The sequence below is a fragment of the Bacteroides sp. 2_2_4 genome (assembly GCF_000157055.1).
Taxonomy (GTDB): Bacteria; Bacteroidota; Bacteroidia; order Bacteroidales; family Bacteroidaceae; genus Bacteroides; species Bacteroides ovatus.
This window is the reverse complement of the sequence record NZ_EQ973367.1, coordinates 129,532-142,298: the sequence shown is the minus strand read 5'-3', so window position 1 is coordinate 142,298 and position 12,767 is coordinate 129,532. Positions and strand designations below refer to the sequence as shown.

The following is a 12,767-nucleotide window of genomic DNA, read 5'->3' as shown; positions in this document are numbered from 1 at the left end:
GCGTTTAGCTGAAATCTATGTTCAAAGTCTGGGATGTGCTATTCGTGAGGGAAAAGTGAAAGGAAAAACTAAATTTATTACGACCCGTTTCGGAAATGTGCTGGGTAGCAATGGGTCCGTGATCCCCCGCTTCAAGGAGCAAATAGAGAATGGCGGTCCGGTCACCGTCACCCATCCTGATATCATTCGTTTCTTCATGACTATTCCCGAAGCCTGTCGCCTAGTGATGGAGGCGGCTACCATGGGAGAGGGGAATGAAATTTTCGTTTTTGAAATGGGACAGGCGGTGAAGATTGTCGATTTGGCGACTCGTATGATAGAATTGGCCGGTTATCGTCCGGATAAAGATATAAAGATAGAATTTACGGGCTTGCGCCCCGGTGAGAAACTTTATGAAGAGGTATTAAGCGATAAGGAAAATACGATTCCGACGGAAAATCAGAAAATCATGATAGCGAAAGTGCGGAGATATGAATACGCTGATATTCTTGATACATACGCTGAGTTTGAAAAACTGTCTCGTGCGGTGAAGATTCTGGATACAGTGAAACTGATGAAGAAGGTGGTACCTGAATTCAAGTCGAAAAACTCTCCGAAGTTTGAAGTGCTGGATAAAGAATAATAAACTTATCTATTTTATGAATAAATCATTTTGTATGCACACGAGTGTGCGAAAAATGGGGCGCGATGTGATTGCCTGTTTGGTGGCGATCTCCCTGTTCGCATCCTGTCAGTCCTACAAGAAAGTACCCTACTTGCAGGATGCGGAGTCGGTGGAATGGACATCTCAAAAGAAAACCCTGTATGACGCCAAGATTATGCCGAAAGACCTGCTGACCATCGTTGTTTCGTGCACCAGTCCGGAGTTGGCCATACCCTTCAACTTGACGGTAGCCAGCCCTATAAGCATATCTGTCAAGAGTCAGATAACCACCCAGCCTTCATTGCAACAATACCTTGTAGACAACGATGGAAAGGTAAATTTTCCCGTCCTTGGAGAATTGAAAGTGGGCGGTTTGACCAAGAGACAGGCTGAACAAATGATAGTGGAAAAACTGGAACCCTATATAAAGGAAACGCCGATAGTAACGGTTCGTATGGTAAACTACAAAATCTCCGTAATCGGAGAAGTCACCCGTCCCGGAACATTCACCATCAGCAATGAGAAAGTGAACTTGCTCGAAGCACTGGCCATGGCGGGCGACATGACCGTCTGGGGGCTTCGTGACAACGTGAGACTGATTCGTGAAGGTGCGGACGGAAAGCAGGAAATCGTGACGTTGGATCTGAATAAGGCTGAGACCATTCTTTCCCCTTATTACTGGTTGCAGCAGAATGACATCGTTTACGTGACCCCCAACAAGGCGAAAGCGCGCAATTCGGATATCGGTAACAGTACGAGCCTGTGGTTCTCCGCCACCTCCATCCTGGTGTCTCTGGCAAGTTTATTAGTAACCATCTTCAGATAATCTCCCTATGATTGAGGAAAGAAAAGAACAACAAGGTGCACAGCCTGAAGAGCAGATAAATATTCAGGAACTCCTTTTCCGTTATTTAATCCATTGGCCGTGGTTTGTGGCTTCGGTCGTGATATGTGTCGCCGCCGCGTGGGGATACCTGCGTCTGGCCACACCTGTTTACAATGTATCCGCCACCGTCCTGATCAAGGACGACAAGAAAGGAGGAGGCGCTAGTATGTCCTCCGAACTGGAAAAAATGGGACTGGACGGATTTGTCTCCTCGTCAAGCAACGTAGACAATGAAATAGAAGTCTTAAAGTCCAAGTCACTGGCGAGAGAAGTCGTCGAGCGGCTGAACTTATTTGTCACCTATAAAGATAAGGATGAGTTTCCCGTCAGAGAACTCTACCGCACTTCTCCCATCACGGTGAGCCTTACCCCCCAGGAGGCGGACAATCTTCCGAAGCCTATGGAAGTCGCTATGATTCTGCAACCGTCGGGTGCGATGGATGTACAGATCACGGTAGGAGAAAAAGAATATCAGAAACAGTTTGATAAATTACCAGCTGTGTTCCCCACTGATGAAGGAACGGTCGCTTTTTTCGCTAACAGCGATACTTTAACATCGGTTCGTCCGGATAGTGTGACCACAGAGCGTCATATCACGGCCTTCATTCACCGGCCTTCTTCTGTAGCGAAAGGATATACCAACTCTTTATCCATTGCCGCCACGTCTAAAACGACTTCCGTAGCGGTCATCTCGCTGAACAATTCCAGTACCCGTCGTGGCAAAGACTTCATCGACAAGCTGCTCGAGATGTACAACATCAACGCCAACAACGATAAAAATGAAGTAGCGCAGAAAACGGCTGAATTTATAAACGAGCGTATTGGCATCATTTCCAAGGAGCTGGGCACTACGGAACAGGACTTGGAAAATTTCAAGCGCAGCGTCGGCATCACCGATTTGAGCAGCGAGGCGCAGATCGCCTTGACGGGAAACGCTGAATACGAAAAGAAACGGGTGGAGAACCAGACACAAATCAACTTGGTGAAAGACCTCCAACGCTATATGTCAGGAGCGGAATATGAGGTGTTGCCCGGCAACATCGGTTTGAGTGACGCCGCCTCGGCCGGTGCCATCGCCCGTTACAACGAAATGTTGGTGGAGCGTAAACGCCTGTTGCGCACTTCCACGGAAAACAATCCGGTCATCATCAATCTGAACACCAGCATACACGCCATGCGTAGCAATGTGCAAGCCACCTTGGACGCGACCCTGAAAGGATTGGAGATTACGAGAGCCGACTTAGCCCGTGAGGCAAGCCGCTATACCCGCCGCATCAACGATGCTCCGAAGCAGGAACGCCAATTTGTCAGCATCGCCCGTCAGCAGGAAATCAAGGCGGGTCTTTACCTAATGCTGCTTCAGAAGCGCGAGGAGAACGCCATCACATTGGCCGCTACTGCGAATAACGCAAAGATAATCGACGAGGCCTTGGCGGATGCCCTTCCCGTTTCGCCCAAGCCCCTGATGATCTATCTTATTTCACTGGTATTGGGAATCGGCATCCCGGTTGGCATCATCTATCTGGTAGCCTTGGCTAAGTTTAAGATTGAAGGTCGTGCCGATGTGGAGAAACTGACCACCGTCTCTGTGGTGGGCGATATCCCGATGGCGGACGAAAAGCAGGGCTCTATCGCTGTATTTGAGAATCGGAACAATCTGATGAGCGAAACCTTCCGTAATATCCGGACCAACCTTCAATTCATGCTTGAAAAGGAAAGAAATGTGGTTTTGGTAACTTCCACCATTTCCGGTGAGGGAAAGTCCTTTGTCTCCTCCAATTTAGCGATCAGCCTTTCTTTATTAGGGAAAAAGGTAGTCATCGTAGGTCTCGACATTCGTAAGCCCGGCTTGAATAAAGTGTTCAACATCTCTAGAAAGGAGCGCGGCATCACCCAGTTCTTGACCAATCCCTCTATGGATCTGATGGACTTGGTGCAGGTATCTGATATCAGCAAGAATCTGTCTATCCTTCCCGGTGGATCGGTTCCTCCTAATCCAACCGAGTTGCTGGCTCGTGAAGGACTGGAAAAAGCGATTGAATCTTTAAAGAAGAATTTTGATTACGTGATATTGGATACCGCTCCTGTTGGTATGGTAACCGATACTTTACTGATAGGACGTGTAGCTGATTTATCCGTTTATGTCTGCCGTGCCGATTACACCCGCAAGGCGGAGTTTACTTTGATCAATGAGCTTGCCGAGAATAATAAACTGCCTAATCTCTGTATCGCTATCAATGGTCTGGATCTTCAGAAGAAGAAGTACGGTTATTACTATGGCTATGGTAAATATGGCAAGTATTATGGGTATGGCAAACGCTATGGGTATGGATATGGTTATGGAGAACATGAGGGAAGTGAAGAGTAAAATAGGGCAAGTAAAGAGTAAAATAAAGTAAGTATAATATGCGAAAATTTGAAGATTTGAAGATTGCCGTAGCCGGAACAGGTTATGTGGGTATGAGTATGGCGACTCTTTTGGCTCAGCATCATGAAGTGATGGCTGTGGATGTCATTCCTGAAAAGGTGGAAAAGATCAATCATCGCATCTCACCCATACAGGACGATTATATTGAAAAATTCTTTGCGGAGAAAGAATTGAATCTCACAGCGACATTGGATGGAGCGGCAGCTTACAAAGATGCCGATTTTATCATTATTGCTGCTCCGACCAATTACGATCCACAGAAGAATTTCTTCGATACCCATCATCTTGAAGATGTGATAGATCTTGTTCTTGAAAACAATCCAGAGGCCACTATCGTCATAAAGAGTACCATTCCTGTAGGTTATTGCCGTAGTCTCTATGTGAAGTACGCAAAGAAATTCAAAGAAAAAGGGTGGGACACTACACGTAAATTCAATCTCCTGTTTTCACCGGAATTCTTAAGGGAAAGTAAAGCTCTTTATGATAATCTTTATCCCAGTCGCATCATTGTAGGATATCCCAAAATGATTAAACTGTTCAGTGAAGAGAATGAGGCTATAAAAGCGATAGCTGGAAGTCATTTGGAAGAAGCGGCACATACTTTTGCTCGACTCCTTCAAGAAGGAGCCATTAAAGAAGATATAGATACCTTATATATGGGCTTGAAGGAAGCGGAAGCCGTAAAGCTCTTTGCTAATACCTATCTTGCCTTGCGTGTCAGCTATTTCAACGAATTGGATACCTACGCTGAAATGAAAGGTCTTGATACGCAATCTATCATTGATGGAGTCGGCCTAGATCCACGTATCGGTACGCACTATAACAATCCAAGTTTTGGGTATGGTGGCTATTGCTTGCCGAAAGACACGAAACAACTATTAGCCAATTATCAAGACGTACCGCAGAATATGATGACGGCTATTGTAGAGAGTAATCACACTCGAAAAGATTTTATAGCTGATCAAGTCCTGTCTAAAGCCGGATATTATGGTTATAGCGAACAAAATGACTATAATAAGGAAAAAGAAAAAGAATGCGTGATTGGAGTCTATCGCTTGACAATGAAATCCAATTCTGACAATTTCCGCCAAAGCGCCATTCTAGGAATTATGAAACGCATCAAAGCGAAAGGTGCATCTATTATTATTTACGAACCTGCCATGCAAGACGGTGATACTTTCTTCGGTAGTCAAGTGGTGAATGATATGGCAAAATTCAAAGAAATGAGCCATGCTATCATCGCTAACCGTTATGATAGTTGCTTGGATGATGTGATGGAAAAAGTCTATACTCGTGATATTTTTCAACGGGACTAATAAACGGGTAAAAGTAAGCAGTCATTTTAGACCGTATTGTAGTAGTTAAAAATCATTCATATTTTTGCCGCGTAAACTAAAACGTAGCATGAAATGAATAATCGAAAAAATCGTGAGGGTGACTTTTATGCCACGGACATAGAAAGAATGATAATGGAATCCCATTATTTGAATGCGCTTGAGTCGATGCTGGCTATGTAGTCATTGCCGCTCCTACCAACTATGATCCCGTCAAGAATTTCTTCGACACATACACTATATCGAGGATGTGATTGACTTGGTGCTTGAGGTGAATCCTGAAGCGACAATGGTTATCAAGTCAACTATCCCCGTTGGTTATTGCCGTTCACTCTACGTAAAGTATGCAGAAAAATTGAAAGCAAGCGGTTCTGATGTCAAGTTTCGTATTTTCTTCTCCCCCGAGTTTCTCCGTGAGAGCAAGGCGCTCTATGACAATCTACATCCCAGTCGTATCATCGTTGGTTTCCCCAAAATGATGGGTGCAGAATGGGAAGAGGAGAATGAAGCAATTCGCAAGATTCAGGGTAACCACATGAAGGAGGCTGCCGAGACTTTCTCAAAACTCCTTGTAGAAGGAGCAGAAGGTCCATCTGCAGATAATGCAATCATGGAAGAGTATGCAGCGACAAAACACATCCCAGTTTTGTTTATGGGATTGAAAGAAGCAGAAGCTGTCAAGCTCTTCGCCAACACTTATCTCGCCCTTCGCGTCTCCTACTTCAACGAACTCGACACCTATGCCGAGGTCAAAGGCCTCGACTCAGCCGCCATCATCAACGGCATCGGTCTCGATCCTCGTATCGGCACCCACTACAACAATCCTTCGTTTGGCTATGGCGGCTACTGCCTTCCTAAAGACACCAAGCAACTGCTGGCAAACTATCAAGATGTACCCCAGAACATGATGACGGCTATCGTGGAGAGCAATCGCACCCGAAAGGACTATATTGCTGATGCAGTTCTTCGTATGGCCGGTTGGGACGACTATAGCACCCAAAATCAATATGCAGGCCAAATGGAAGTTCCTACTATTGGTGTCTATCGCTTGACGATGAAGTCCAACTCGGACAACTTCCGTCAGAGTGCAATTCAGGGTATCATGAAACGAATAAAGGCTAAGGGGGCAAATATCGTTATCTACGAGCCTACGCTAAACGATGGTGAAACCTTCTTCGGTTCGCAGGTAGTCAATAACCTCGCCAAGTTCAAGGAGATGTTCAAGGCTATCATCGCCAATCGCTTTGACGAATGTCTGGGCGATGTGGAGGAAAAAGTCTACACACGCGATATTTTCCGTCGCGACTAAGAGTGCTTACAAGAAGATGCGTGGAGTTTTAGTTCAATGATTACCCGCACATAAAGATTTTATCTAAGCAACGCGCATCTTCTTTTTACTGGATGTACAAGTAGAGCTGTGCTTATGGTGCGATACCATCATCCAGCACAATACGATAATAATTAAAAACATTATATATACAAATGTTCAACCTCAGTAAATTCATAGGTGACTATGTCACCGGTCGTCCTGTTTCAATGTTCGAGGCGGACATTCAGGCAAATGCCGAGAAGCTTACCGCGGAAATCAAGGGTAAGAAGGTGTGTGTAGTAGGTGGTGCCGGCTCTATCGGTTCCAGCTTCATTAAGGCAGTTCTTCGTTTCGAACCTGCATCGGTCGTTGTTGTTGATCTCAACGAAAACGGACTCGCAGAACTCGTTCGTGACGTGCGCTCTACCGAAGGTCTCTACGTACCTGAGGAGTTTCGCTGTTACACCCTCAACTTCGCTGATCCTATCTTCGAGCGCATCTTCCGAGAGGAGAAAGGCTTCGACATCTTTGCAAATTTCTCTGCTCACAAACACGTACGTTCCGAGAAGGATAAATATTCCGTTCAGGCTCTCATCGAGAACAACGATATCAAGGCCAAGAAGCTCATGGATCTTCTGGCCGTCTTTCCTCCTAAACACTTCTTCTGCGTGTCTACAGATAAGGCTGCCAATCCTGTCAACATCATGGGAGCCAGCAAGCGCATTATGGAGGATCTCGTGATGGCATACAACAGTCACTTCAAGGTCACTACCGCACGTTTCGCCAATGTAGCCTTCTCCAACGGCTCACTGCCTGACGGATGGATTCATCGTCTTCAGAAGAAGCAACCTCTGGCAGCACCTTCTGACGTGAAGCGCTATTTCGTCTCTCCCGAGGAGTCCGGACAAATCTGTATGCTCGCTTGTATCCTCGGCAATGGTGGAGAAGTGTTCTTCCCAAAACTTGGCGAAGACCAGATGCTAACCTTCTCTGCTATCTGCGATGATTTCGTAAAGGCAGAAGGCCTCAAAAAGGTAGAATGCGCCAACGATGCAGAAGCAAAGGCAAAGGCCAACGCTATCAGCTACGATTCAGAGGAATACCCTGTCGTTTACTTCAAGTCCGATACCACCGGTGAGAAGGCTTACGAAGAGTTCTATGTCCCTGGGGAGAAAGTCAATATGGAACGCTTCATGGCTCTTGGTGTCGTTGAGGAAACCACTCGTCGCGACATGAACGAAGTCAATACCTTCTTCACAGAACTTGAAGGTATCTTCGCATCACCCGAGTTCACCAAGGCAGAAGTTGTAGAATCCATCAAGCGCTTTATCCCTAACTTTGAGCATGAGGAGAAGGGAAAGAACCTCGATCAGAAGATGTAATATATAATAAGGTAACAAGTTATCAATTAACATTTACCGCTATGGCAGATTATAAGAATACAATTGACTTTATTAAGTCGGTTTATGGAAATAAAGAATTTACCCCCTTGGCAGTACCTGTCTTCCAAGGTAACGAGAAAGCATACCTTAACGAGTGTATCGACACAACCTTCGTTTCATCTGTAGGCAAGTTCGTAGATCGCTTTGAGGAGGAGATGGCAAAGTACACCGGTGCCAAGAAGGCTGTAGTGTGCGTATCGGGTACTAATGCTCTCCACATGTCTTTGATGTTGGCAGGCGTTCAGCGTGATGATGAAGTGCTCACTCAGGCACTCACCTTCATCGCAACTTGCAATGCTCTTTCGTACATTGGTGCACATCCTGTGTTTATCGATGTGGACAAAACAACCATGGGTCTCTCTCCTGATGCAATGAAGGACTGGCTCATCAAGAATGCAGAGGTGCGCGAGACCAAGAATATCGCTAAGGCCGACATCCTTTCGCATACCGATTACGCAACACCTCAGTACCCACTCACAGAGGATACAAAGGCTTGTTACAACAAGAATACCGGTCGTCGCATCAAGGCCTGTGTACCCATGCACACCTTCGGTCATCCTGTTCGCATCGAGGAGGTTTCTGCTCTTTGTAAGGAGTGGCACATCGAACTTGTGGAGGATGCAGCAGAGTCTATCGGCTCTACTTATAAAGGTCAGCACACTGGTACTTTTGGTCGCATTGGTGCTATCTCTTTCAACGGCAACAAGACCATTACCACTGGTGGTGGGGGTATGCTTCTCTTCAATGATGAGGAGTTGGGCAAGTACGCAAAGCACGTCACCACACAGGCAAAGGTTCCTCATCGTTGGGAGTTCCGTCACGACCACATCGGCTACAACTATCGTATGCCTAACATCAATGCAGCCCTCGGTTGCGCACAGCTTGAGAAACTTGATAAGTACGTTGCTAGCAAGCGCAAGGTGGCTGCTGAATATATTGAGCACTTCAAGAATGTAGATGGTATCGATTTCTTCGCAGAACCCGAGAACACATTCTCCAACTACTGGCTCTCTGCAGTTGTACTGAAGGATAAAGAGGCTCAGCTCGACTTCCTCCAGCAGACTAACGATAATGGCGTCGTGACACGTCCAATTTGGGAGCTCATGAACAGACTTCCTATGTTTGAGAACTGCGAAAACGATGGCCTTCAGAACACCATCTGGTTTGCAGATCGTGTAGTAAATATTCCTTCAAGCATACGTGTTGAAGATCTCTAAATAAATTGTAACCTTTTGAACCCTATATAATGGAACAAAAGAATCTCATTCTCGTTGGTGGTGGTGGCCATTGCAAATCAGTCATTGAGGTGGCTGAATCTGCTGGCTACACTATCCTCGGAATCGTTGATCGCCCTGAAGAACTTGGCAAACTGGTTCTTGACTACAAGGTTATTGGTGTGGATGATGATATTCCCCAATATGTAGAAAAGGCCGAATTTGTCATTACCGTTGGATTTATCAAGAATCCCGCCCTCCGCATCAAACTATATAATAAGGTAAAAGAAGCTGGAGGCAAGTTGGCTACTATCGTTGCATCAACCGCCCACGTTTCCAAGTACGCAACTCTTGGCGAAGGTACAGTAGTCATGCATCAGGCTTTTGTGAATGCTGGTGCACAGATTGGAAATAACGTTATCCTCAATACATTCACCAACATTGAACATGATGCTGTCGTTGGCGACCAATGTCACATTTCAACCGGCACTATGGTCAATGGTGACTGCAAGATAGGTCAGAACGTGTTTGTTGGAAGCCAGTCAGTTCTTGCTAATGGCATTGAGGTTGGTGACAATATTATCATAGGTGCAGGTTCTGTTGTTCGCAAGTCAATCAGTCAAAAGGGTATTTATGTAGGCAATCCTGCCATCCTCAAAATCAAAGCATAATGGAGAAAGTACTAATCATAGCAGAAGCTGGAGTCAACCATAATGGCTCCATCGAGTTAGCAAAAAAGTTGGTAGATGAAGCCGCTGAAGCTGGTGTTGATTATATCAAATTTCAAACATTTAAAAGTGAAAAACTTGTCTCAAAATCAGCAAAACAGGCAGAATATCAACAACGAAATATTGGCAAGGCAGACGAAAGTCAGTTGGCAATGCTGAAGAAGCTTGAACTTTCTGAAGCTGACCATCGGGTACTTATAGATTACTGTAACGAAATAGGTGTAAAGTTTTTTTCAACAGCTTTCGATTTATCAACTATAGATCTTCTTAAATCCTTTAATATTGGTTTTTGGAAAATACCATCTGGTGAAGTGACTAATTATCCATACATTCGAAAGATTGCGAGATATGGGGAACCTGTCATCTTATCAACTGGTATGTGTGAACTTTATGATATTGAAGCTGCTTTCAATGTTCTGTTGGAAGAAGGTGTCAAAAAGGAAGATATAACCATACTTCATTGTAATACTGAATATCCAACTCCTTATCAGGATGTCAACCTCCATGCTATGCTCGAGATTGGGAACAAGTTTGGTGTCAAGATTGGTTATTCTGACCACACAAAGGGTATTGAGGTACCTATTGCTGCAGTTGCTCTTGGCGCTACAGTTATTGAGAAACACTTCACTCTCGATAAAAACATGGAGGGACCCGACCACAAGGCTTCTCTTGAACCTGATGAACTGAAAGCTATGGTTTCTTCTATTCGTAATATCGAGCAGGCATTAGGTACAGGTCACAAGACCATTTCTGAATCTGAGCGTAAGAACATCGAGATTGCTCGCAAGAGTATCGTAGCTGCACGCCCTATCAAAAAGGGAGAACTGCTGACAGAGGATAACCTAACTGTCAAGCGCCCAGGTAATGGCATTAATCCTATGCGATGGAATGAGGTTCTAGGTACGGTAGCTATCAAGGATTATCAAGAAGAAGACAAGATCGTGCTATGAGAAAGATTTGTTTTATAACTGGCACCCGTGCTGAATATAGTTTGCTTTCTCGACTCATGCGTCTAGTTAAGTATAGTGAGTCTTGCGAGCTTCAGGTCATTGCCACCAATATGCACTTGATGCCTGAATATGGAAATACATACAAGGAGATCGAAGCAGATGGTTTCACCATTGATGCAAAGGTGCCAATGCCAAAGCCTTCAGATGATGCAGAAGGTGTTCTCGCATCTATGTCAACAGAGATGGAGGGTATGACAAAGGCACTCAGTCAGTTGGCTCCTGATATGGCTGTCATTCTTGGTGATCGTTACGAGATGCACATTGCAGCAACCGTCTGCATGCTTCTTCGTATTCCAGTTGCACACCTACATGGTGGTGAGGTATCAGAGGGTGCTATTGATGATAGTATTCGCCATTGCATTACCAAGATGAGTTCACTCCATTTTACTTCTACAGAGGAATATCGCCAGCGTGTTATTCAACTTGGAGAACAACCGGAACGCGTGTTCAATGTTGGATCCATCGGTGTTGAAAATCTGAAACGAGTACAGCTGATGACAAAGGATGAGTTGGAAGCAACTCTTGAATACGAGTTAGACGTGAATACAGTCATGTGTACCTATCATCCTGTAACTCTTGGTAATCGCACACCAGCTGGTGAGATAAAGGATTTCCTGGAGGCTTTAGACGCTTTCCCTCAGATGCGTGTTCTCTTCACTATGCCAAACTCTGATCAAGGTGGAGATTCCATCAAATCGGCTATTGAAAAGTATTGTGCTAAGAACTTACGTTGCAAAGCGTTTGCCAGCCTTGGTATGAAGCGATATTTGTCAGCTCTGCAGTATGTGTCTGCAGTTATCGGTAATAGCTCAAGTGGCATACTCGAAGTTCCTTCTGCACACATTCCGACCCTCAATATTGGTGATCGCCAAAATGGTCGCACAAAGAGTGAATCAACTGTAGATTGCAAGTCAGACAAGGCTTCGGTTATTGAAGGCTTGAACAAAGTTCTTTCACCGGAGTTTAAGTTATTTTGCAAGACTACAACAAACCCATACGATAAGGAGGGTACTGCAGATGCTATTTTCAAGGTAATCTCCACCTATCCTCTCGAACAATTACAACAAAAGAAATTCTATAATCTTTAAGTTTATGGACAACAATATATTGGTAGTGATTCCTGCTCGTGGAGGCAGCAAAGGACTCCCTGGAAAGAATATCAAAGACCTTTGCGGAAAGCCACTGATTGCATATAGCATTGATGTGGCGCGTGCTATCACATCTGATGAAAATATTTGTGTTTCAACTGATGACCAGAAGATCATCGATGCAGTAGAGAACTATGGGCTGCATGTACCTTTCGTGCGTCCGGCAGAATTTGCTACCGATACCGCTACTACCAATGACGTGTTGCTCCATGCTGTAGATTTCTTCGAGAAGAAAGGCAAGCACTTTGACCGCATGTTGCTTCTCCAACCTACATCTCCTCTACGTAAAGTGGATGAAGTAAAGGAAGCAATGCTGCTCTATAGTGATGAGATTGATATGGTAGTGTCGGTAACAAAGTCACATGCACCTGCTGTTCTCTGTAACGACAACGAAGATGGTTATGTAGAACTCGTATACAATAAAAAAGCTGAAGGTCGACAGGCACTTCCTACTTTCTATGAGTTTAATGGTGCTATCTATGTAATCAATATTGAAGCACTCAAAGAGAAAGGACTTGGCGGTTTTACTAAACGTGTAAAATATGTTATGTCTAAGGAATCATCTGTAGATATAGATGATATCTATGACTTTATGTTAATTGAATCGATTCTAAAAAATAGATGA

At 44.7% G+C, this 12,767-nt stretch carries 10 protein-coding genes and 1 pseudogene; all 11 read left to right on the top strand.

All coding sequences use genetic code 11. The annotated features are described in order from the left end of the window. The coding region (locus BSCG_RS28370; RefSeq protein WP_175285336.1) for a polysaccharide biosynthesis protein at positions 1–622 on the top strand (622 nt) is incomplete at its 5' end. Between the two features lie 16 nt (positions 623–638). Continuing rightward, positions 639–1,469, top strand: coding sequence for a polysaccharide biosynthesis/export family protein (locus BSCG_RS04960; protein WP_008777057.1), 831 nt, complete (start codon positions 639–641; stop codon positions 1,467–1,469). Positions 1,470–1,476: 7 nt separating this feature from the next. Further along, on the top strand, positions 1,477–3,897 hold the full coding sequence (locus BSCG_RS04965; RefSeq protein ID WP_008777056.1) for a GumC family protein: 2,421 nt from the start codon (positions 1,477–1,479) through the stop codon (positions 3,895–3,897). A 38-nt stretch (positions 3,898–3,935) separates the two neighbouring features. Then, complete coding sequence (locus tag BSCG_RS04970; protein ID WP_008777055.1) at positions 3,936–5,273, top strand: nucleotide sugar dehydrogenase; 1,338 nt, start codon at positions 3,936–3,938, stop codon at positions 5,271–5,273. 185 nt (positions 5,274–5,458) lie between these two features. Then, a pseudogene (locus BSCG_RS04975) lies at positions 5,459–6,600 on the top strand (UDP binding domain-containing protein); the annotation flags it as partial. A gap of 173 nt (positions 6,601–6,773) precedes the next feature. Next, complete coding sequence (locus BSCG_RS04980; protein ID WP_008777053.1) at positions 6,774–7,982, top strand: polysaccharide biosynthesis protein; 1,209 nt, start codon at positions 6,774–6,776, stop codon at positions 7,980–7,982. 41 nt (positions 7,983–8,023) lie between these two features. Then, the gene (locus BSCG_RS04985; RefSeq protein WP_008777052.1) at positions 8,024–9,259 is read left to right on the top strand and encodes a LegC family aminotransferase; all 1,236 of its coding nucleotides are present in this window, start codon (positions 8,024–8,026) and stop codon (positions 9,257–9,259) included. Between the two features lie 29 nt (positions 9,260–9,288). Beyond that, positions 9,289–9,927, top strand: coding sequence for an acetyltransferase (locus BSCG_RS04990; protein WP_008777051.1), 639 nt, complete (start codon positions 9,289–9,291; stop codon positions 9,925–9,927). Beyond that, positions 9,927–10,934 (top strand): N-acetylneuraminate synthase, encoded by a 1,008-nt coding sequence (gene neuB, locus BSCG_RS04995; protein ID WP_008777050.1) that lies wholly within the window; start codon positions 9,927–9,929, stop codon positions 10,932–10,934. Before BSCG_RS04990 ends, neuB begins: the two co-directional genes overlap by 1 nt. Continuing rightward, on the top strand, positions 10,931–12,082 hold the full coding sequence (gene neuC / locus BSCG_RS05000; RefSeq protein WP_008777049.1) for a UDP-N-acetylglucosamine 2-epimerase: 1,152 nt from the start codon (positions 10,931–10,933) through the stop codon (positions 12,080–12,082). The genes neuB and neuC overlap by 4 nt, the downstream gene beginning before the upstream one ends. Before the next feature lie 4 nt (positions 12,083–12,086). Then, positions 12,087–12,767, top strand: a complete 681-nt coding sequence (locus BSCG_RS05005; protein ID WP_008777048.1) for a cytidylyltransferase domain-containing protein — start codon at positions 12,087–12,089, stop codon at positions 12,765–12,767.

Excerpts from the sequence above, each read along its gene's own strand:
- neuC (WP_008777049.1), top strand. The coding sequence starts at position 10,931 with ATGAGAAAGATTTGTTTTATAACTGGCACCCGTGCTGAATATAGTTTG.
- BSCG_RS04980 (WP_008777053.1), top strand. The coding sequence starts at position 6,774 with ATGTTCAACCTCAGTAAATTCATAGGTGACTATGTCACCGGTCGTCCT.
- BSCG_RS04960 (WP_008777057.1), top strand. The coding sequence starts at position 639 with ATGAATAAATCATTTTGTATGCACACGAGTGTGCGAAAAATGGGGCGC.
- neuB (WP_008777050.1), top strand. The coding sequence starts at position 9,927 with ATGGAGAAAGTACTAATCATAGCAGAAGCTGGAGTCAACCATAATGGC.
- BSCG_RS04985 (WP_008777052.1), top strand. The coding sequence starts at position 8,024 with ATGGCAGATTATAAGAATACAATTGACTTTATTAAGTCGGTTTATGGA.
- BSCG_RS05005 (WP_008777048.1), top strand. The coding sequence starts at position 12,087 with ATGGACAACAATATATTGGTAGTGATTCCTGCTCGTGGAGGCAGCAAA.
- BSCG_RS04965 (WP_008777056.1), top strand. The coding sequence starts at position 1,477 with ATGATTGAGGAAAGAAAAGAACAACAAGGTGCACAGCCTGAAGAGCAG.
- BSCG_RS04970 (WP_008777055.1), top strand. The coding sequence starts at position 3,936 with ATGCGAAAATTTGAAGATTTGAAGATTGCCGTAGCCGGAACAGGTTAT.
- BSCG_RS04990 (WP_008777051.1), top strand. The coding sequence starts at position 9,289 with ATGGAACAAAAGAATCTCATTCTCGTTGGTGGTGGTGGCCATTGCAAA.